General features: G+C 59.5%; 15 protein-coding genes. 10 read left to right on the top strand and 5 right to left on the bottom strand.

What is annotated here, in order from left to right; genetic code table 11:
- Nucleotides 1-4: 4 nt before the first annotated feature.
- On the top strand, nt 5-3,184 hold the full coding sequence (locus KHP07_RS25330) for an efflux RND transporter permease subunit (RefSeq protein ID WP_214498224.1): 3,180 nt from the start codon (nt 5-7) through the stop codon (nt 3,182-3,184).
- Nucleotides 3,181-4,596: an efflux transporter outer membrane subunit gene (locus KHP07_RS25325; RefSeq protein WP_214498223.1), complete on the top strand. Its 1,416-nt coding sequence runs from the start codon at nt 3,181-3,183 to the stop codon at nt 4,594-4,596. The genes KHP07_RS25330 and KHP07_RS25325 overlap by 4 nt, the downstream gene beginning before the upstream one ends.
- 196 nt (nt 4,597-4,792) lie before the next feature.
- Here the strand turns inward: KHP07_RS25325 and KHP07_RS25320 are convergent, their stop codons facing one another.
- Both KHP07_RS25320 and KHP07_RS25315 read right to left on the bottom strand, forming a co-directional pair.
- Nucleotides 4,793-8,308 (bottom strand): hypothetical protein, encoded by a 3,516-nt coding sequence (locus KHP07_RS25320; protein ID WP_214498222.1) that lies wholly within the window; start codon nt 8,306-8,308, stop codon nt 4,793-4,795.
- Nucleotides 8,309-8,504: 196 nt separating this feature from the next.
- Nucleotides 8,505-9,521: an AraC family transcriptional regulator gene (locus tag KHP07_RS25315; protein ID WP_078048382.1), complete on the bottom strand. Its 1,017-nt coding sequence runs from the start codon at nt 9,519-9,521 to the stop codon at nt 8,505-8,507.
- A 130-nt stretch (nt 9,522-9,651) separates the two neighbouring features.
- Here KHP07_RS25315 and KHP07_RS25310 point away from each other — a divergent pair, with 130 nt between their 5' ends.
- From KHP07_RS25310 to efeO (KHP07_RS25290), 5 genes are all read left to right on the top strand, one after another.
- Nucleotides 9,652-11,046 (top strand): J domain-containing protein, encoded by a 1,395-nt coding sequence (locus KHP07_RS25310; RefSeq protein ID WP_214498221.1) that lies wholly within the window; start codon nt 9,652-9,654, stop codon nt 11,044-11,046.
- Between the two features lie 106 nt (nt 11,047-11,152).
- A complete protein-coding gene (gene efeU / locus KHP07_RS25305) occupies nt 11,153-11,998 on the top strand; it encodes an iron uptake transporter permease EfeU (protein ID WP_078048380.1) in 846 nt (281 codons plus the stop codon).
- 10 nt (nt 11,999-12,008) lie between these two features.
- A complete protein-coding gene (gene efeO, locus KHP07_RS25300; RefSeq protein ID WP_214498220.1) occupies nt 12,009-13,211 on the top strand; it encodes an iron uptake system protein EfeO in 1,203 nt (400 codons plus the stop codon).
- Between the two features lie 14 nt (nt 13,212-13,225).
- Nucleotides 13,226-14,530, top strand: coding sequence for an iron uptake transporter deferrochelatase/peroxidase subunit (gene efeB, locus KHP07_RS25295; protein ID WP_078050918.1), 1,305 nt, complete (start codon nt 13,226-13,228; stop codon nt 14,528-14,530).
- A 28-nt stretch (nt 14,531-14,558) separates the two neighbouring features.
- Nucleotides 14,559-15,377: an iron uptake system protein EfeO gene (gene efeO, locus KHP07_RS25290; protein ID WP_078048378.1), complete on the top strand. Its 819-nt coding sequence runs from the start codon at nt 14,559-14,561 to the stop codon at nt 15,375-15,377.
- Nucleotides 15,378-15,441: 64 nt separating this feature from the next.
- Here the strand turns inward: efeO (KHP07_RS25290) and pssA are convergent, their stop codons facing one another.
- A complete protein-coding gene (gene pssA, locus KHP07_RS25285) occupies nt 15,442-16,785 on the bottom strand; it encodes a CDP-diacylglycerol--serine O-phosphatidyltransferase (RefSeq protein ID WP_099491152.1) in 1,344 nt (447 codons plus the stop codon).
- A 125-nt stretch (nt 16,786-16,910) separates the two neighbouring features.
- On the opposite strand from pssA, the gene KHP07_RS25280 reads away from it, so the two are divergent.
- Nucleotides 16,911-17,474 carry a TetR/AcrR family transcriptional regulator gene (locus KHP07_RS25280; RefSeq protein WP_078048376.1) on the top strand — a complete coding sequence of 188 codons (564 nt, stop codon included), beginning with the start codon at nt 16,911-16,913 and terminating at the stop codon, nt 17,472-17,474.
- Between the two features lie 53 nt (nt 17,475-17,527).
- Nucleotides 17,528-18,007 carry a nuclear transport factor 2 family protein gene (locus tag KHP07_RS25275; protein WP_078048375.1) on the top strand — a complete coding sequence of 160 codons (480 nt, stop codon included), beginning with the start codon at nt 17,528-17,530 and terminating at the stop codon, nt 18,005-18,007.
- 71 nt (nt 18,008-18,078) lie between these two features.
- Here KHP07_RS25275 and KHP07_RS25270 read toward each other — a convergent pair whose 3' ends face one another.
- Together KHP07_RS25270 and KHP07_RS25265 are read right to left on the bottom strand one after the other, a co-directional pair.
- Nucleotides 18,079-19,236 (bottom strand): PQQ-dependent sugar dehydrogenase, encoded by a 1,158-nt coding sequence (locus KHP07_RS25270; protein ID WP_078048374.1) that lies wholly within the window; start codon nt 19,234-19,236, stop codon nt 18,079-18,081.
- Nucleotides 19,237-19,248: 12 nt separating this feature from the next.
- Nucleotides 19,249-19,563: a hypothetical protein gene (locus KHP07_RS25265; RefSeq protein ID WP_078048373.1), complete on the bottom strand. Its 315-nt coding sequence runs from the start codon at nt 19,561-19,563 to the stop codon at nt 19,249-19,251.
- A gap of 186 nt (nt 19,564-19,749) precedes the next feature.
- On the opposite strand from KHP07_RS25265, the gene ku reads away from it, so the two are divergent.
- On the top strand, nt 19,750-20,583 hold the full coding sequence (gene ku / locus KHP07_RS25260; RefSeq protein WP_099491154.1) for a non-homologous end joining protein Ku: 834 nt from the start codon (nt 19,750-19,752) through the stop codon (nt 20,581-20,583).
- The last annotated feature ends 3 nt before the right edge of the window (nt 20,584-20,586 follow it).

Raw genomic sequence — 20,586 nt, 5'->3', positions numbered from 1 at the left:
CAAGATGAATTTTTCCAAGTTCTTCATTTCGCGGCCGATCTTCGCAGCGGTGCTTTCGCTGCTGATCCTGATCGCCGGTGCAATTTCGCTGTTCCAACTGCCGATCAGCGAATACCCGGAAGTGGTGCCGCCGACCGTCGTGGTACGTGCCAACTTCCCGGGCGCCAACCCTAAAGTCATCGGTGAAACCGTGGCCGCGCCGCTGGAGCAGGCGATCACCGGCGTCGAGAACATGTTGTACATGTCCTCGCAGTCGACCGCCGACGGCAAGCTGACCCTGACCATCACCTTCGCCCTGGGCACCGACCTGGACAACGCGCAGGTGCAAGTGCAAAACCGTGTGACCCGGACTCAGCCGAAGCTGCCTGAGGAAGTGACACGCATCGGTATCACCGTGGACAAGGCCTCCCCCGACCTGACCATGGTGGTGCACTTGACCTCCCCGGATCAGCGCTACGACATGCTGTACCTGTCCAACTATGCCTTGCTCAATGTGAAGGATGAGTTGGCGCGTCTGGGCGGTGTGGGTGACGTGCAGCTGTTCGGCATGGGCGACTACTCGTTGCGTGTATGGCTGGACCCGAACAAGACCGCTTCGCGCAACCTGACGGCCACTGACGTGGTGACGGCAATCCGTGAGCAGAACCGTCAAGTGGCCGCCGGTGCCCTGGGTGCGCAACCAGCACCGACCGCCACTGCGTTCCAGTTGTCGGTGAACACCCAAGGTCGCCTGGTGACCGAGGAAGAGTTCGAGAACATCATTATTCGCTCCGGCGATAACGGTGAAATCACCCGCCTCAAAGACATCGCACGGGTGGAGCTGGGCTCCAGCCAATACGCCCTGCGTTCGTTGCTCAACAACCAGCCGGCCGTGGCGATTCCGATCTTCCAGCGCCCTGGCTCCAACGCCATCGAGATCTCCAACGAAGTACGCGGCAAGATGGAGGAGCTGAAAAAGAGCTTCCCGCAAGGCATGGACTACAGCATCGTCTATGACCCGACCATCTTCGTGCGCGGCTCCATCGAAGCGGTGGTGCATACGCTGTTCGAAGCGCTGATCCTGGTGGTATTGGTGGTGATCCTGTTCCTGCAGACCTGGCGCGCCTCGATCATTCCGTTGGTGGCGGTACCGGTATCGTTGATCGGTACGTTTGCGGTAATGCACCTGTTTGGCTTCTCGCTCAACGCGTTGTCACTGTTCGGATTGGTACTGGCCATCGGTATCGTGGTGGACGACGCCATCGTGGTGGTGGAGAACGTCGAACGGAACATCGAACTGGGCCTGGAACCGTTCCCGGCTACTGAAAAGGCCATGAGCGAAGTGACCGGCCCGATCATCGCCACCGCGTTGGTGTTGTGTGCGGTGTTCGTACCTGCGGCCTTCATCAGCGGCTTGACCGGGCAGTTCTATAAGCAGTTCGCCTTGACCATTGCGATCTCCACGGTGATCTCGGCGTTCAACTCACTGACCCTGTCCCCTGCCCTGGCTGCCGTATTGCTCAAGGGCCACAACGCGCCGAAGGATGGTTTCTCCAAGTTCCTCGACAAGTTGCTGGGCGGCTGGTTGTTCAAACCGTTCAACCGCTTCTTTGACAAGGCCAGTCATGGTTATGTCGGCACCGTGCGCCGCGTGATCCGTGGCAGTGGTATCGCGCTGTTCCTGTACGCCGGCCTGATGGTCCTGACCTGGCTGGGCTTTGCCCACACGCCGACCGGTTTCGTACCGGCCCAGGACAAGCAGTACCTGGTGGCCTTCGCCCAATTGCCGGACGCCGCGAGCCTGGATCGCACCGAAGACGTGATCAAGCGCATGTCCGACATCGCCCTGAAACAACCAGGCGTGGAAAGCGCCGTAGCGTTCCCGGGCCTGTCGATCAACGGTTTCACCAACAGCCCGAACAGCGGCATCGTGTTCGTGACCTTGAAACCGTTCGACGAGCGTAAGGACCCGAGCATGTCCGCCGGTGCGATTGCCGGTGCCTTGAATGGCAAGTACAGCAGCATCCAGGAAGCCTACATGGCGATCTTCCCACCGCCGCCGGTACAGGGCCTGGGCACGATTGGTGGTTTCCGCCTGCAGATCGAAGACCGCGGCAACCTGGGTTACGACGAGCTGTACAAAGAAGTGCAGAACATCATCACCAAGAGCCGCACCACGCCGGAACTGTTCGGCCTGTTCACCAGCTACACGGTCAACGTGCCCCAGGTCGATGCTGCCATCGACCGCGAAAAGGCCAAGACCCACGGCGTGGCGATCAGCGACATCTTCGACACCCTGCAGATCTACCTGGGCTCGTTGTATGCCAACGACTTCAACCGCTTCGGCCGCACCTACCAGGTCAACGTGCAGGCTGAGCAGCAGTTCCGCCTGGATGAAGACCAGATCGGCCAGCTGAAAGTGCGCAACAACAAAGGCGAGATGATCCCGCTGGCGACCTTCATCAAGGTCAGCGACACCTCCGGGCCGGACCGCGTGATGCACTACAACGGCTTTATCACCGCTGAAATCAACGGCAACGCTGCACCGGGCTACAGCTCGGGCCAGGCTGAAGCGGCGATCGAGAAACTGCTGAAAGAGGAACTGCCCAACGGCATGACCTACGAGTGGACCGACCTGACTTATCAGCAAATCCTCTCGGGCAACACTGCGCTGTTCGTGTTCCCGCTCTGCGTACTGCTGGCGTTCCTGGTACTGGCCGCCCAATACGAAAGCTGGAGCCTGCCATTGGCGGTGATCCTGATCGTACCGATGACGCTGCTGTCGGCGATTACCGGGGTGATCATCTCGGGCGGCGACAACAACATCTTCACCCAGATCGGCTTGATCGTACTGGTGGGCCTGGCGTGTAAGAACGCGATTCTGATCGTCGAGTTCGCCAAGGATAAACAGGCAGAAGGCCTCGACCCGCTCGCCGCGGTACTGGAAGCCTGCCGTCTGCGTCTGCGGCCGATCCTGATGACCTCGTTCGCCTTCATCATGGGTGTGGTGCCACTGGTGTTGTCCAGCGGTGCGGGTGCCGAGATGCGTCACGCCATGGGCGTGGCGGTGTTCTCCGGGATGATCGGTGTGACCTTCTTCGGTCTGTTGCTGACGCCAGTGTTCTACGTACTGATCCGTCGCTATGTGGAGCGCCAAGAGGCACGCAAAGCGGCCAAGGCCTTGAAGCTGGAGACACAGCAATGAGTGTGAAAGTATTCCTGCCGAGCTTGCTGGTACTGGCGCTGAGCGCTTGTGCCGTAGGCCCGGACTACAAGACCCAAACCCCGGAGGCGGCCAATATCACGGCCGCTGCCGATGCCAAGAAGTATGACCATGCCAAGTTCGAAGGCATCTGGTGGCAGCAGTTCGAGGACCCGACCCTCAACCAGTTGGTGACCCAATCGCTGCAAGGTAACCGTGATCTGCGCGTCGCTTTTGCCCGCCTGCGGGCGGCCCGTGCGATCCGCGATGACGCCAGCAATGACGCCATGCCGACCATCACCAGCCGGATCAGCAGTGACCAGGGCAAAGGCCAGATCCCAGGCCAGACCACTAGCCGCGTCAAGACCGAGCGTTACGACCTCGGCCTGGACATGGCCTGGGAGCTGGACCTGTTCGGCCGCATCCAGCGCAACCTGGAAGCCACCGACGCCGACCAGCAGGCTGCCGAGGCTGACTTGTACCAGCTGCAAGTCACCATGATTGCCGAACTGGTGGACGCCTACGGCCAATTGCGGGGCGCGCAACTGCGTGAACGCATTGCCCTGGACAACCTGAAGAACCAGCAGGAATCGCGCACCATCACGGTCAGTCTGCGGGATGCCGGTGTGGGCGACCAACTCGACGTGGAGCGTGCCGACGCACGCCTCGCGGCAGTCGAAGCCAGCGTGCCGCAACTGCAAGCCGAACAAGTGCGTGAGCGTAACCGCATCGCCACCCTCCTCGGCCAGCGTCCCGACAAGCTGACCGTCGACCTGGGGCCGAAAGACCTGCCGGCGATCGCCAAGGCGTTGCCGATTGGCGACCCGGGGCAACTGCTGCAACGTCGCCCGGACATCCTCAGCGCCGAACGCAAACTGGCCGCCGCCACCGCGCGTATCGGCGTGGCCAAGGCAGACCTGTTCCCACGGGTCAGCCTCAGCGGCTTCCTCGGCTTCACCGCCGGGCGCGGTTCGCAGATCGGCTCGTCCGCCGCCAATGCCTGGGCCCTTGGCCCGAGCATCACCTGGGCCGCGTTTGACCTGGGCAGCGTGCGCGCCCGTTTGCGTGGCGCCGATGCCGAGGCGGATGGCGCCCTGGCAACCTACGAGCAGCAAGTGCTGTTGGCGCTGGAAGAGTCCGAGAATGCCTTCAGTGACTACGGCAAGCGCCAGCAGCGTTTGGTATCGCTGATCCGCCAAAGCGAATCCAGCCGCGCCGCCGCCGACCTGGCCGCAATCCGCTACCGCGAGGGCACTGTGGACTTCCTGGTATTGCTCGACGCCCAGCGTGAACGTTTGGCCGCCGAAGACTCCCAGGCCCAAGCCGAAGTAGACCTGTATCGCGGCATTGTTGCGATCTACAAGGCACTCGGTGGTGGCTGGCAGCCGGACACGGTGGTCGCCAGCGCTAAGTGATGTAAAGAGCTCCTTTGGTTGGTCGCATCCAGCCAATTTTTTGCCCCGTGGTCCATTCGGTCACGGGGTTTTTTTTGAAAGCTTTTATGTGATTCTTTCGAATAAAAATCCAACGCAGCAGTGCGTGGTGTATGCATAAAAAAAATAAAGACTGTTGAGCATCCGTGCTCGAAACATTACAAGCAACTCATGGCGTTCAAACGGTTACAGCAGTACCTTGCGAAGGAACAGGTGGGGGTTGTTGGACGTACGCCTCAGTTCCGATTCCGGTATTGATCAACCCTGTGTTAGACAGCAGCCCTACCGTATCATTGGTTGTCCAGGGTTTAAATGAATTCCTGAAGTACCCATGATTACTCTTACCCGCACTAGACGCCAACGACCGGAAATTGGAAACACCTTTAGCCAAGGCTTTAGGCGCATGCGTGCCTATGCTTCTAACCCCGATAGATGTGAGACGGTACAACCCTTTACTCGTGTCTATAACAGCACCCGGTAAATTGAACATCGAGAGGGCGGCCCTACCATACTGCGCAAGTTTTGCCGCTGTCGTGGCAGCTTTTGCAGCTGCACCGACAGCACCGGCTACTACAAACAACGCCCCGAAAATTTCCAACCCGAGTCCGATTGCCCCCATCGCCATGCGTTTGGGATCGCCTGACGCGAGGTCTTCAATATTGGATTTGAAAGGAATTATCGTATTGATAATAAATGATTCGGCTGCTTCAAATCGCTTCTGAATGGCCTCATTCGTTGTTACCCCCCTGGCGCTTTCCAACATCAACTTACGATTCAGGAATAACTGATTATCCTTGAAGGTCTTAATGAGTTCATCGGTTCTCTTGGATGAAAAGGTGTTCGGCACCTGGTTGGATTCGCTTCGATCTTGTTTATCTGCAGGAAAGTAGCTCAAGATGTCGAGGTCAGCCGGCAACTCCGGATAGCTATTTTTATAGACGCGCACCCACTTCTTATCATGGTCGGCCAGGGCTCTCATCGCCGGCAAGTACTCTGGACGCAGGACGTAGCCCTCTCCTGAGGGAAGCATTTCATAGCACTGATCGCCTGTAGTGTCCTTGGCATATATTAGAGGCCCCATTTTTTGTTGAGCCTGCGCTTGAGAGAGCTTGCTCCCGTCCGATAATTGGTAGGGGGATGCACCCACTACGAAGACCTCTCCGAACTCTAACCGGACTCTGTCTTCAAGAGGCATGTCGCTCATAATTACCCTGGCCGACTGAAGGACGAATTTTTCCAGGTGTTGGGTTCCGTCATTGAACACGTCATCGAACACGTCGCCTAAAGGCTCTAACTTTGACAACTGAGACTTTAGCGATTCGAACTTAAGCCGATCTGCGGCGCTGGCAAACTTCCATTGCACGGTGTCCACATTCTTTGCGGTCAGCACGCCCGACATATACAAATCCAAGATCGAGTGGGTGCCAACCGCATGCTCGGCCGTTGAGACGGACTTTCCATCAACAGTGGTTCCGTCCGGAACAAGTGGATGCAGAGCCTTAACTGCTTTTACGGTTTTATATATCAACGAGTCTGGTTCAGCATAGATGATGCGCTTACTGAAAAAATTCTCATTACCTGGAGACACTTTCTCTAACGCTTGCTTCGCCATTTCAGAACGGGAAATAACACCCATGCGAGCGCTATCCAGATCACTGTTCATCGCGCTGTAGTTTTCAAGACGCTGGTTGTAGCTTGTGAGTGCCCGCTTGACTGCTGATTCCGAGTAATCGTCCTCGGCGGTGACAAGCCCCTGTGCAAGGGCCCAGTCATAAATAGGCCCCGCGCTCAGCGCGGTTTGCAATTCCTCATGGCTGCTGGTTATAGGCGTCAAGACACTGCGTGAGCTGACTTGCGCTACATCCATTTCCCGCGAACTGCCTTGAGAGGCCATTTCCACGAGGGCGGTCTGAATACGCAAGTTAACATGCGTCAAACTCCCCACCCGTTCCGCGCCAGCCCCCTTAACCAGGAACTCTGGAGCGACCGTCGCCAGCAAGCCATGCGTCATCAGTACAGCCTGCTCCATGGGGAGCTTTTTAGTGACACTTATGTGTTTTTCCAACTCATCCCGCACCTCAGACAGCTTTTTCCCCGCATTCGATGCTGAATACAGGTTGTAGCCCGCAATAAGATTACGTTTTTTACCCAGGTCTATATCAACGCGAAGCATATCGCGTAGCATCAGCAACTGTTGTCGATCACCGGGAGTGGCGTCCGCGATCGCGAAAGGGAGTTCGCCGTCAAACCGGGTGAGAATGGTTTGGCTACGTGCCAACCCTTCTCCCTGGCTTAACGCCTGGGCAATGAGTTTGTCGGCATTCTTACGTATTTGCTCCAAGGTTTTACCGGCCCGCGGTTTAGGCGAGCAATCGAATAGGGTTAACTTTGCGTCCGGGTCATTGTCAGTCGCAGTACGGCGCACTCGGTGGCGATGGTCGGCGCTCGGCGTTTCGGAATCCGTCAGATATTCCCGGCCATAGCTGCCAAGTGAACTTCCAGGTGGGATTGGATTAAGTTTCCAGTTGATCAGGTTCCGCAGTTCCTTCACCGTGGGTGTGCTGGGAAAGTCGTCAAGTCCGGAAGCACGCAGCATCTGCACGGCGTCGGCCCTTGCTCCCGAGTTGATGATACCCCCGGTACTTTTGGCCTTTTCGATAGCGTTATCGAGCAGTGGGGCCAATACGGCATTGGCTCGAACTTGCGCGGTCACATTTTTCCACGTCCCGGATTTACCACGGCTCTTTATGAACAATTGGCCATCTACCAGGCGAGTGGGAGCATACCAATCCGCCTGGTGCGCTAGCAGAATAGAAGCCATCTGGGGAAGTTGCCTCAGCTTCTTCAATAGCTCGGGCTTTGACGAATTGGCAGAGGCAAGTGATGACCCCGGTACAATGTCCGACCGGATCGTCGCTAAATCGATTTTTTCATCGTCCGGTTTATCCTTGATAGCGCCGAGTAATGTTTTTATCAACGCGGATTCTTGCTCCGTGTCCTGATACTGGCGCAATGTTAATTGCTGAGCCATAGGTCCACGTGTGGGATTATCAGCAGCGTTTACGGCAGGGAAACCATCTCTCTTGAGTTCGCGGGCTTCGACAGTGTTGATCGGCCAGGTTCCTCCGTAGAATGCCATGACCTCTTTGGGTGAGAGTTTAGCGTTGCCATTACCAGCCAGGCCTGTACGTTGCGGGTCCAGCATGGCAGCACTCTCAATAGCTTGGCGTCCTAGCGGCCACCAACCCGACTTGTCTGACGGGGTAAACTTGACGGCGGTAAGTTTACCATCGACCCTTTTTTGTGCGGTGAGCGTGAAACCCCGAAGACGAAGTGAGTCAGGCACTAAGTTCTGCGCCTTTACCCAGGTCTGCAACGCCTCGGAGTTCCATGATTTATTGTAAAGTTTGAGCCACTGACCCACCGATGACTTATCCGACGGCCACTTCCACCATCCGATGTCTACGTGCGAATCTGCTACAGTTGCGGCCAGTTTATCGTCCTCTATTTTTGCCGCTTTAATGGCCTCGTCCACCCCCCCAGAGGAAGTTCGCGAAACAGGTTCATTAGCTGATACACCCGATTGGGCGGTCTCCTGCGGATCAGACAGCTCACGCCTGACTGTTTCATCTCGGCCGTTAGGAGAATAGTTAGGTCTCGACACGCCCCCAGTATTAACGGTTTGCACACTCATATAAGTACTCCAGTATTTAGGAGACTTCATTCTGTAAACCGCTACCTTTACATGATGTAGGAGTTGTCCTGAGCCATTCGGGCGTGTTTATCCATGTATTGCGGTTGCGAATTGGGCACGTTGCCGAGTGTTTCACTTTCGTTGGGAGGTGCGTGTTTCCTATCGGATTAGTCGCATTGCCTTGTGGTACTCGGCCTCACTCAGCGCCATCCAAAATCAAGCTGCGATAGTGCCCAGGGTTGGAACCGGCCCACTTGCGGAAGGCCTTGTAAAAGGAGCTGGTATCGGCGAACCCAAGCCGCGCGGCGATCTCCGCAAAGCTGATCTGCGGTTCAGCCAGCCAGACAATGGCCAGTTCCTTGCGCACGCTGTCCTTGAGGCCTTGGTAGGTTTGCCCTTCTTCTGCCAATCGGCGCCGCAAGGTTGAGGCCGAGATGCACAGGCTGGCGGCGAGGCCTTCGGTTTCCTCCCAGGTGTCGGGGGCTCGCTGGCGCAGGTCATGCTTGATGCGAGTGGCGAGGCTGTCCGGGTCGCGGTATTTGACCAGAATGTTGGCCGGCGCATGGGCCAGGAAGCGCTTGAGTTCCTCTGTGCTGCGCTTGATCGGCAGGTCCAGGCAGTCGGCGGAGAAGATCATGCGGGTACGCGGCCGATCGAAACGCAGGTTGTCGGAAAACATCACCTGGTAGTCGTCGCAGAAGTCCGGTTTTGGACAGCGCAGTTCAATCGCCAGGATCGGAATCCGCCGCCCCGCCAACCAGCACGCGACGCCGTGCACGATCATCCAGTAGGTAAAGTAGGTGAAGGCCCGATTGGGTTCGGACTCGGGTTCCAGCAATACGATCTCTGCCAAACTCTGTTGACGCACCAGTTCAGCGGGCATCCGCTCCAGCATCAGCGACAGGAACCCCAGGCCAATTTCCAGGCTGGTGGCCAGGGTGGGTTGCGCCATCGTGGCGCGACAGAGAAACGCCAGGCTGCCGGACTTGAGCTTGCGCGGGTCCATGCCAAAGAACTCATCGTCCATGCGCCGCGCCAGCAGACGCCACAGGCGCGCGTAGGTGGTGGCCGAGACCCGTGCATTGGGCTCGGCCAACAGTGCCGGATCAATCCCGGCTTTAAGCAGCACTTCGGCAGTGGCCGCCCCAGGAACGCAGCTTTGCAACAAGGCTTCGCGCACGAGGTGGAGGGAGATGGTGTCTTTTTCCGACATTGGCGCGGTCCGTGCCCTGGGTGGGGTGAAATGCCGCCATCTTAGGCAGTCACGCGATAAAAGAGTAGGCGCCGCGTAACAGGTCTCAGGTATTCTGCGCCCGGATTTTTACTGACAGGATGTTGAACCGATGAGTTGCTGGGAAGTACTTGGACTGACGCGCGACGCCGACACGCGCACAATCAAGCGCCAGTACGCGGTGTTGCTCAAGCAGCATCGCCCGGACGAAGACCCGAGCGGCTTCCAGCGCTTGCGTGAGGCCTATGAGCACGCCCTTGAGTGGCACCGCTTCGACGCGGCCGCTGATTCGCCGCAACCGGTGCCTGTCGATATCGTGCAACCGGCCACGCACGAAGCCGACACCCGTGGCGAACAGGCTCAAGCCCTGATCGCAGGCGCCACTGCCAACGATCTCGCCAACCGCTACCGGCAGGCCATGGACAGTGACTGTGCCGATGCATTCGAGGCCCTGTTGCTGCAGCGCTGCCTGATATCGGCCGACCCGGCGTTCAGCGAATGGGCCGTCACCCACTTGCATTGGCTCAGCCCCTGGCAACGCGAAGCACCGATTTGCCTACCCGAGTACCGCCTCGGCGTGCTGTTGGAGCAGATGTTTACGCACGTCGAGCAGCGGTTGGTCGGGTTGCTTGATCAACAACAGGTCGAGGCGTTCAAGGCCGCATTGACCGAATTGAACCACACCGAATGGCTCAAGCCGCTGGCCCGTCACGCACGGATCAACGACCTGCTGGCCCGCACCCTGCTGGCGAGCCGGTTTTGGTCCGAGGCATTGTTCGACACCCTATGTGCCCAACAGGCCTGGTCCGACAAAGAGTTGGAAAACCCCTGCCCCGAACCCGAGTGGTCGCAACTCAAGGCGCGCAATGCACTCGAGCGCTTCAAGGCGCACACCTTCGCCCAGGCCAGCCTGGATTCGCGCGATGCGCAGTGTCGCGCCGCAAGGTTGTTGTTCGGCGACATGCCGCTGGAACAACGCCAGCGGTTCGCCCGACGCTTTGGCGAGCCCGACTGGAACGCCTGCCGTACGCTCAGCGAAACCCTCCTGAACCAATTCCCGTCACTTTGTGCCCTGACGCCCGGCGGTGACCCGTACTTCTGGCGCGACTGGGAACGTGCCACCCGCCCCTGGCCGATGTTCGTGGCACTGCTGGGCATGGCCGCCGGCTGGGCTGTGCACGACCAGCAGGTGACCGACCACACGTTGATGGAAACCCTCGGCATGGCGCCGACCTGGGCGTTTCTTATTACGATACCGGCGCTGATGATCCTGGCAATCTGGCGCCCAGCCACTGATGGCTACGGCGAAATCGACGACCGACTCGCCCCGCTGTCACGCTGGCTGAGCTTTCGCCGACCGTCGCCCTTGTTCATCCGCGAGATCCTGCCGTGCTGGCTGTTGGGTGCGCTGATCTGGGTCATCCTTGGCCCTTATGCCTTTATCGGCTATGGGGTGTCGCTGCAAGCCTTGGGGATCGCACAGCGTTTGTTCGGCCGGCGTGGCTGACGCGCGCCGTTCAGCCAGGGTTCAGCAAACGTCAAGATTGCTTGTTTAGTAATGAGTATCATTATGTTACAACTTAGGCTCCTATCTAGTTGTGATGCGGTGCCGAATGCTCGTTCCTTTTCTCATCATGCTGCGCGAAGGCATTGAAGCCGCATTGATCGTTGGCATTATCGCCAGCTACCTGCAACAGACCGGCCGCGGCCAATGGATGCCCGCCGTGTGGATTGGCGTTTTCCTCGCCGCCGCACTGGCCCTGCTGGTCGGTGGTGGCCTGGAACTGGTCAGCGCCGAATTCCCGCAAAAACAGCAGGAATTGTTCGAAGGCATCGTCGGCCTGGTCGCCGTGGGCATCCTCAGCTCCATGGTGTTCTGGATGCGCAAGGTGGCGCGTTCCATCAAGCATTCCCTGCATGAATCCCTCGATCACGCGTTGGCCGGTTCCAAGCACCAGGTCACCGCGCTGATCCTCATGGTGTTTTTCGCCGTGGCCCGTGAAGGCCTGGAAACCGTGTTCTTCCTGCTCGCGGTGTTCCAACAAAGTGAAGGCCCGGGCGCGCCGATTGGCGCCCTGCTCGGCTTGATCCTGGCGATCATCGTCGGTTTCCTGATCTACACCGGCAGCATGCGCCTGAACCTCGGTGCGTTTTTCCGCTGGACCGGCTTGTTTATCCTCGTGGTGGCCGCCGGCATCCTCGCCAATTCGGTACAGGCCCTCCACGAAGCCGGCGTGTGGAACCACTTGCAAACCGTGCTGTTCGACTTCAGCGCCGCGCTGCCCATGGACAGCCCGTTGGGCTCGGTGCTGGCCGGGATGTTCGGCTATCAGGAAGCGCCCACCCTCAGCACCCTCGGCGCCTACCTGATTTACCTGGTGGTGGCCCTGGTGATGTTCTTCCTGCCCTCCGCACCGTCCAAGCCTGCCGCCTCACCTTCTTCTGTTGCCAACCAGTAAGGACCGCCTCTTGTCCAACCCAACCCCTCAACCGTCCTCGCCACCCCGCGCCCTGCGATGGGCCGTGGCGGGCTCGGTGGTCGTGATGATCGCCGCCGGAGGCCTGTTCTATTACGCCTCGCAACTGGCGGCCAGCAAGCGCCAGACCAACCACAATGAAATCGCCGTGACCATTCATGGCCACGCCTGTGAGCCGAATGAACTGACGGTCCCCGCCGGCCGTGCGAGCTTTCGCATCATCAACCGCTCGGACCGTGCAGTGGAATGGGAAATCCTCGACGGCGTGCTGGTGGTCGAAGAACGCGAGAACATCGCTCCCGGCCTGAGCCAAGTGATCAACGCTAACCTGCTGCCCGGTGACTATGCGATCACCTGTGGGCTGCTGAGCAACCCGCGTGGCACCTTGCGCGTAACGCCCACTGCCGAGTCCGAGGCGCAGGCCAAGGCCAAACCGTCGATGGTGGCGTTTATCGGGCCACTGTCGGAGTTCCGCGTGTACCTGAGCAGCCAAGGCAGTGCATTGGTCAAAGCGGTCACCGCCTTGCAGCAGGCCATCGACAGCGGCGACCTGGCCCAGGCACAAGCGCTCTATGTGCCTGCGCGGGAGGCTTACCAGCGACTGGCCCCGGCGTCCCAACGCCTGGCGGAGCTGGACAATGCCATCAACGCCCGCGCCGACTACTTTGAAAAACGCGAGCAGGACCCGGCCTTCAGCGGCTTCCACCGCCTGGAATACAGCCTGTTCCAGCAACGCAGCCTCGACGGCCTGGCGCCAATTGCGCAGCGCTTGCTGACCGACGTCACCACCCTCAAGCAACAATTGCTGGCCCAGTCGCTGCCGCCGGAGCAACTGGTGCGCATCGTGGTGCGCAACCTCAACAGCCTAGCCGATGTACGCGCCATCAGCGGTGAAGAGGAACGCTACAGCCACGTCGACCTGAATGGTTTCGCTGCCAACCTGGAGGCCGCCCACAAAGTCGTTCACCTGATGCGCCCTTTGCTGACCAAGTCTGCCCCAGACCTGCTGCCTAAAGTCGACAGCGCTCTCACGGCCTTCGACAGCCAACTCAACGAATTGAAAGTCGACGGCCAGTACCGCCGCTACGACAGCGTAACCGCCGATCAGCGCAAGCAGATCGCCGACAAGGCCAAGGCTCTGGCCGCTGCACTCGATGGAATCGACCCCGCCCTTGGCCTTTCTGGCCTGCAGTGAAGACGACCGCACACATGAGTGATTCCGCACAATTTGACCTCCAACGCCGCCGTGTCCTGTTGGGCATGGCCGCCACTGGCGCTGCGATTGCTGGCAGCACCCTGACCTGCCCGGCCATGGCCGCCGCTGCCGAGCAAGTCACCACTGCGCCACGCAGCGACAAGACCCAGGACCACCACGATTTTTTCGGCAAGCACCAGAGCGGTATCGTCACCCCACGCCCAGCCTGCGGCATGCTCGTGGCATTCGATGTGCTGGCCAGCGACCGCGAAGACCTGGAGCGCCTGTTCCGCACCTTGAACGAGCGCATCGCCTTCCTGATGACCGGCGGCACCGTGCCACAAGTCGACCCGAAGCTACCGCCCACCGATTCCGGCATCCTCGGCCCAGTGGTCACGCCAGACAACCTGACCATCACCGTGTCCGTCGGCGAATCGCTGTTCGATGAGCGCTTTGGTCTCACGGCAGTCAAGCCCAAACGCCTGAGCCGCATGGTCGGCTTCCCCAACGATGCGCTGGAACCGGCGCAGTGCCACGGCGACTTGAGCCTGCAATTCAGTTCCAACACCCCGGACACCAATATCCACGCGCTGCGCGACATCGTGAAAAACCTGCCCGACCTGTTGCTGGTGCGCTGGAAGCAGGAAGGCAGCGTGCCGCCACAGGCGCCGGCCAAACCTGGCGAGCCGGCCCAGAGCGCGCGCAACTTCCTTGGTTTCCGTGACGGCTCGGCCAACCCCAACTCCAACGACGCCAAGGCCATGGACCAGATTGTGTGGGTGCAGCCCGGCAGCGACGAACCGGCCTGGGCGGCCAACGGCAGCTACCAGGCCGTGCGCATCATCCGTAACTTCGTCGAGCGCTGGGACCGTACCCCGCTGCAAGAACAGGAGAGCATCATCGGCCGCATCAAGCCGACCGGTGCGCCCATGGACGGCGACAAAGAGACCCAGGTGCCCGACTACAGCAAGGACCCGGAAGGCAAGTTGACCAAGCTCGATGCCCACATCCGCCTGGCCAACCCGCGCACCCCGCAGACTCAGGCGAACCTGATCCTGCGCCGGCCGTTCAACTACTCCAACGGCGTCAACAAAAACGGTCAGCTGGACATGGGGCTGTTGTTCATCTGCTACCAGGCTGACCTGGAGAAAGGCTTTATCAGTGTGCAAACCCGGCTCAACGGCGAGCCCCTGGAGGAATACCTCAAGCCGGTTGGTGGCGGGTATTTCTTCACCTTGCCCGGCGTCACCGGGGCCCAGGATTTCATCGGGCGCACGCTACTCGCTGCAACGCACCCTCAAACCACTGCCAACACCTAATAAACATACCCAGAGCGGATACCGTCCCATGAAGAAGTCGACTATTGCGTTGTCGTTGTTAATGACCCTTTCGCCGTTGGCAGCGTTCGCCGCTACCGCGCCGCTGGACCTGGTTGGCCCGGTGTCGGACTACAAGATCTACGTCACTGAAGAAATCGGCGAGCTGGTCACCCAGACCCAAGCCTTCACTGACGCCATCAACAAAGGCGACCTGGCCACCGCCAAGAAGCTCTACGCACCAACCCGCGTGCACTATGAGTCCATCGAGCCGATCGCCGAACTGTTCAGCGACCTCGATGCGTCCATCGACTCCCGTGTCGACGACCATGAAAAAGGCGTGACCGCCGAAGACTTCACCGGCTTCCACCGTATCGAATACGCGCTGTTCTCGCAGAACACCACCAAGGGCCTGGAAGCGCTGACCGCCAAGCTCAACACCGACGTCAACGACCTCAAGACCCGCGTCGATGGCCTGACCTTCCCACCCGAGAAAGTCGTGGGCGGTGCCGCAGCGCTGTTGGAAGAAGTCGCCGCCACCAAGATCTCCGGCGAAGAAGACCGCTACAGTCACACCGACCTGTATGACTTCCAAGGCAACATCGACGGCGCGAAGAAAATCGTCGACCTGTTCCGTGGCCAGATCGAGAAGCAAGACAAGGCCTTCCTGGCCAAGGTCGACAAAAACTTCGCCACCGTGGACAAGATCCTGGCCAAGTACAAGACCAAGGACGGCGGCTTCGAGACCTACGACAAGGTCAAGGAAAACGACCGCAAGGCCCTGGTGGGTCCGGTCAACACCTTGGCGGAAGACCTGTCGACCCTGCGTGGCAAGTTGGGCTTGAACTAAACCGTACGCCAAAAAAAAGACCCGGCCTTGTTGAAGGGGCCGGGTCTTTTTTTGCCGGAAGGTTTTACAGGATTCGGTACAGCAACCGCTCGATCCGCACACGACTGACCCGCCGCAGAAACTTGCCGACCGCCTCCGGGTAGTCCGGCAGTGTCTGCAAGTCCTGGTAACGCTCGATACGCGTGGTGTGCTGGAAAATCTGCGCCAGCTCGGTCCGTCGCGGCTCAAGCCACTGGCCCTGGGGGTCGTCGATCAACAGGGCGTTTTCCAGGTCAAGGCGGAACGCGCGCGGGTTGAGGTTGTTGCCGGTCAGCAAGGTGTAGCGCAGGTCGACCCACATGCCCTTGAGGTGGTAGGTGTTGTCACCGTCGCGCCACAGGTGCAGGTTCAACTGGCCGCTGTCGATCATCGGCTGATGGCGCTTGGCGAAGCGGCGCAGGCTGATTTCGTACAGGTACGGTAGCGCCGCAATGACCTTGAATGGCTCGCTCGGCGGGATGTAGAAGTCGTTGGCGGTCTTGTCACCGACGATGATGTCGATCTTCACCCCACGCGCCAACGCGCGGTTGATTTCACGGGTGACCGGCAGCGGCAGGTTGAAGTACGGCGTGCAGATGGTCAGTTGGTGCTGGGCGCTGGCGATCAGTTCGAGGATCACCCGGTTCAGCGGGTTGTTCTTGCCAACCCCGAGCAACGGGCTGACCGACAGATGCCCGTTGGGCAATTGCCCCGTGGTGGTGTCGTAGGTCGCGTGTTTCAGGCGGCTGCGCAAGTCGCCGATATCGTTGCGCAAGCTGCGTGTGGTGGGCGGGTTGGGCAGGTCCAGGCGATTGACCGCCTTGGAGGCGACCAGCCCGTGTTCCACCAGGTGCTGCATCGAATCCGCCAGGGCTTTGCTGTGGACCAGGTGATAACGGTCGAAACGGTACTTGTCGAACTTGTGCAGGTACACATTGTTCAGGCTCGCGCCGCTGTACAGCACGCTGTCGTCGATCACGAAGCCCTTGAGGTGCAGCACGCCGAACAGCTCGCGGGTTTGCACCGGCACGCCATACACCGGCACCTCGCTGCTGTGGCTTTGGGTCATGGCCTGGTACCAGGCGCTGTTGCCCGGTTGTTTGCCGGCGCCGATCAGGCCGCGCTGGGCGCGCAGCCAGTCGACCACCACCACGATGTCCAACTCCGGCCGCGCAGCCTTGGCTGCGTGCAGGGCGTCATAGATCTCCTGCCCCGCTTCGTCGTGCTGCAGATACAGCGCGACGATGTAGATACGCCGGGTGGCCTGGGCGATTTTTTCCAGTAGGCAACGGCGGTATGCGTCGGCGCCGGACAATACCTCAAGGGCGTCTGGAGTAACGGGGAAACCGCGCAGTTTGGGCAACAAGGAGCGTTTGAAGAACGACGGCATAAGGCTCGCAGTGGGTCGAATCCAAAGAGTCCCCGAGCTTACACCATGGGGGTGCCCAGGTCTCGCTGTGGCGCATGGAAAAAATCTTATTGACAAAGAAGAACGATCGTTCTACTGTTGGCCACATGAACGATATTACTCAAAATGAAACCCGCGACATCATCCTCGATGTGACCGAAAAGTTGATCTATCGCCATGGCATCGCCGCCACCGGCATGGACCTTCTGGTGAAAACCGCCGGCGTCTCGAGAAAAAGCATTTACCGTTACTTCGCCAATAAAGACGACTTGGTGATTGCCGCCCTGCAACGCCGCGACGAGCGTTGGATGCAGTGGCTGCGCAATGAAGTGGAACGCAGTGAAGGCTCGGGCGAACGCTTGCTCGCGCTGTTCAGCGCGCTCAAGGCCTGGTTCGGCACCGCCGATTTTCGCGGTTGCGCATTTATCAACACCAGTGGCGAAACCGGCGACCCCCAAGACCCGGTGCGCCTGCTGGCCAAGGCCCATAAACAGAAACTGTTCGAGTACGCACTTGAACTGTGTCAAGCACATGGCACCCCCGACCCCGAACGGCAGGCCGCGCAACTGCTGATCCTGATCGATGGCGCCATTACCGTTGCCCTGGTGATGGGTGATTCAACAGCCGCCGATAATGCGCAATGCATGGCGCGAACGTTATTGGGACTGTGACGCACAGGTCAGCGCAACTTTCGATTAAACCTTATTCCTTTGAGGAAATGCCCATGTCATCCGCCGCTGAAACACGCCCGCCGCTGCCGCCATTTACACGCGAGTCGGCCATCGAAAAAGTCCGCTTGGCCGAAGACGGCTGGAACTCCCGCGACCCCGAGCGGGTGTCCCTGGCCTATACCCTGGATACAAAATGGCGTAACCGCGCCGAATTCGCCTACAACCGTGAAGACGCCAAGGGCTTTCTTACCCGCAAATGGGCCAAGGAGCTGGATTATCGGTTGATCAAAGAGTTGTGGGCATTTACCGATAACCGCATCGCGGTGCGTTATGCCTACGAGTGGCACGACGACTCGGGCAACTGGTTCCGTTCCTATGGCAACGAGAACTGGGAGTTCGACGAGAACGGCCTGATGGCCAATCGGTTTGCCTGCATCAACGATCTGCCGATCAAAGCGAGTGAACGCAAGTTCCATTGGCCGCTGGGGCGACGCCCGGATGATCATCCGGGGCTGTCTGAACTGGGCCTGTAAACCTTGGCGGCGATGGCGCTGATGAAATCGCCATCGCCGCCAAGCCGGTTGCCTACGGCGTGCATGGACCTTCAGTCCTGGTTCAGGCCGACCCGATACAGCACGCCATTGTCCTCGTCCGTCAGCACGTACAAGAAGCCATCCGGCCCCTGCCGCACGTCGCGAATCCGCGCTTTCAAACCACCGAGTAAACGCTCTTCGTGGATCACCTTGTCACCGTCGAACTGCAACCGGATCAGCTCCTGGTTGACCAGCGCGCCGATGAACACGTTGTGCTGCCAAGGCTTGAAGCGGTCTGCATCGTAAAACGCCATGCCGCTGATACCCGGTGATTTTTCCCAGACGTGATGCGGCGGCACCGTACCTTCTGCCGTCTTGCCCTTGGCTTCGGGAATCGGCGTCAGGGAATAGTTGATACCGTGGGTTGCCAGCGGCCAACCGTAGTTCTTGCCGCGCTCGATGATGTTGATCTCGTCACCGCCGCGCGGGCCGTGTTCGTTTTCCCAGATCGTGCCGCTCCAGGGATTCAACGCCAGGCCTTGGGGATTGCGCTGGCCGTAGGACCAGATTTCCGGGCGCACCCCTGGTTGGCCGACGAAGGGGTTGTCATCCGGCACGCGGCCATCCGGGTAGATGCGCACGACCTTGCCTTGCAACTTGTCCAGGTCCTGGGCCGTCGGGCGGTCGTTGTTTTCTCCCAGGGTCACGAACAGGTAGCCATCACGGTCGAAGGCCAGGCGTGAGCCGAAGTGATTGCCGGTAGACAGCTTGGGCTCCTGGCGCAGGATCACCTTGAAGTCGGTCAGGCCACTGAGGTCAGCGGCCAGACGGCCACGCCCCACGGCAGTACCGGCCTTGCCGCCCTCGCCACCGCCTTCGGCGTAGGACAGGTAGACCAGGCGGTCCTGCTTGAAGTCCGGCGACAGCACCACATCCAGCAGACCGCCCTGCCCTTTGGCCCACACCTCAGGCACGCCCTTCAGTGGCGCCGAAAGCTTGCCGTCCGGGCTGACAAAACGCAGGTGGCCAGGGCGTTCGGTGACCAGGAAGCCTTGCTTGTCCGGCAGAAAAGCCACCGCCCAAGGGTGGTCAAGCCCTTTGGCGATCGGGGTCGCGGTGATGCTGCCTTGTTCACTGGGGAACTGCTGGGCGTCGGCAGCGAAAGCGGCCGTCATCGGCAGCAGCGTGGTTGCACAAAAGGCGGCGAGAAGGGTTTTGCGTAGCAACATAGGGCGGGATCCTTACCGGCGATTGCCGTTGGCATCATAGGTGGGGGATTTGGTTTGAGTCGCTGGGCGACTGGGGGCGGCATCGCGCTTGGGGTAACTATTGCCAATGCCACCGTTCTCCAGGGTTGGGGTGCGTGTGGTCGGCCCGGTCTGAATACCGCGAACGGCGGGCGCATTGGGCTGCGTGCCCTGCATGCTGTTCGGGTTGGCCCGGTGAATCGGGCTGTTATTGGAGTTGTTGTTGCCGGGCAGGTTTTGCGCAAGGGCCAAAGGCGCAAGGGCCAGACCCAACACCAGCGCAGCAACGTGACGCACACAGCTATTCATGACAAAGCCTCTCTGGGGGCCAAGGAGTACGTGCTTTCGATAACACGCTACGCCTTGGGTTCGGCTTTCGACACTAAATACTTTCTCATCAGGTGTAACACGATCTGTCCGCGCATCTGCCTGGGGAAACTTTTCACGCGGCGTCCGAGTCACCAGAACACAGCCTCTACTTAAGGAATCGCACATATGCCACGGTCAATCTGGAAAGGCGCCATCAGTTTTGGCCTGGTGCATATCCCGGTGTCGCTGGTCTCGGCCACGTCATCACAGGGCGTAGACTTCGACTGGCTGGACAAGCGCAGCATGGACCCGGTGGGCTACAAGCGCATCAACAAGACCACCGGCAAGGAAGTCACCAAAGAAAACATCGTCAAGGGCGTGGCTTTCGAGAAAGGTCGCTATGTGGTGCTCAGCGAAGAAGAAATCCGCTCAGCCCACCCCAAGTCGACCCAGACCATCGAGATCATCGCGTTTGTCGCCAGCGACCAGATCCCATTGCAGAATATCGACACCCCCTACTTTCTCGCCCCGGACAAGCGTGGGGGTAAGGTCTATGCATTGCTAAGGGAAACCCTTAAAAAAACCGGCAAGGTTGCGCTGGCCAACGTGGTGCTGCACACCAAGCAGCACTTGGCGGCCTTGATGCCCCTGGACTCGGCGTTGGTACTGGTGATGCTGCGCTGGCCCGCCGAAGTGCGCAGCCTGGATGAACTGGAACTGGGCAGCGACGTGACCAAACCCACCCTCGCCAAGGGTGAGTTGGACATGGCCAAGCGTCTGGTGGAAGACATGAGCGCCGATTGGCAGCCCGATGATTACCGCGACAGCTTCCAGGAAAAAATCATGGCGCTGGTGGCCAAGAAGGCCAAGGCTGGCAAGATCGAAGACGTGGAAACCAGCAAAGACACTGAAGAGCGCAAGTCCGCCGACGTGATCGACCTGACGGAACTGCTTAAGCGCAGCCTTGCCGGCAAACCCGCCAAGAAGCCCGCGGCGAAGAAATCCACCAAGGCCTCTTAAGTC

Source organism: Pseudomonas sp. VS40, from assembly GCF_018587885.1.
Classification (GTDB): Bacteria; Pseudomonadota; Gammaproteobacteria; order Pseudomonadales; family Pseudomonadaceae; genus Aquipseudomonas; species Aquipseudomonas pergaminensis.
This window is presented reverse-complemented; position numbering and strand designations above follow the sequence as displayed.

Bases quoted from the DNA above. Each gene is read 5' to 3' on its own strand.
- KHP07_RS25330 (WP_214498224.1), top strand. From the start codon at position 5: ATGAATTTTTCCAAGTTCTTCATTTCGCGGCCGATCTTCGCAGCGGTG.
- KHP07_RS25325 (WP_214498223.1), top strand. From the start codon at position 3,181: ATGAGTGTGAAAGTATTCCTGCCGAGCTTGCTGGTACTGGCGCTGAGC.
- KHP07_RS25320 (WP_214498222.1), bottom strand. From the start codon at position 8,308: ATGAGTGTGCAAACCGTTAATACTGGGGGCGTGTCGAGACCTAACTAT.
- KHP07_RS25315 (WP_078048382.1), bottom strand. From the start codon at position 9,521: ATGTCGGAAAAAGACACCATCTCCCTCCACCTCGTGCGCGAAGCCTTG.
- KHP07_RS25310 (WP_214498221.1), top strand. From the start codon at position 9,652: ATGAGTTGCTGGGAAGTACTTGGACTGACGCGCGACGCCGACACGCGC.
- efeU (WP_078048380.1), top strand. From the start codon at position 11,153: ATGCTCGTTCCTTTTCTCATCATGCTGCGCGAAGGCATTGAAGCCGCA.
- efeB (WP_078050918.1), top strand. From the start codon at position 13,226: ATGAGTGATTCCGCACAATTTGACCTCCAACGCCGCCGTGTCCTGTTG.
- efeO (WP_078048378.1), top strand. From the start codon at position 14,559: ATGAAGAAGTCGACTATTGCGTTGTCGTTGTTAATGACCCTTTCGCCG.
- pssA (WP_099491152.1), bottom strand. From the start codon at position 16,785: ATGCCGTCGTTCTTCAAACGCTCCTTGTTGCCCAAACTGCGCGGTTTC.
- KHP07_RS25280 (WP_078048376.1), top strand. From the start codon at position 16,911: ATGAACGATATTACTCAAAATGAAACCCGCGACATCATCCTCGATGTG.
- KHP07_RS25275 (WP_078048375.1), top strand. From the start codon at position 17,528: ATGTCATCCGCCGCTGAAACACGCCCGCCGCTGCCGCCATTTACACGC.
- KHP07_RS25270 (WP_078048374.1), bottom strand. From the start codon at position 19,236: ATGTTGCTACGCAAAACCCTTCTCGCCGCCTTTTGTGCAACCACGCTG.
- KHP07_RS25265 (WP_078048373.1), bottom strand. From the start codon at position 19,563: ATGAATAGCTGTGTGCGTCACGTTGCTGCGCTGGTGTTGGGTCTGGCC.
- ku (WP_099491154.1), top strand. From the start codon at position 19,750: ATGCCACGGTCAATCTGGAAAGGCGCCATCAGTTTTGGCCTGGTGCAT.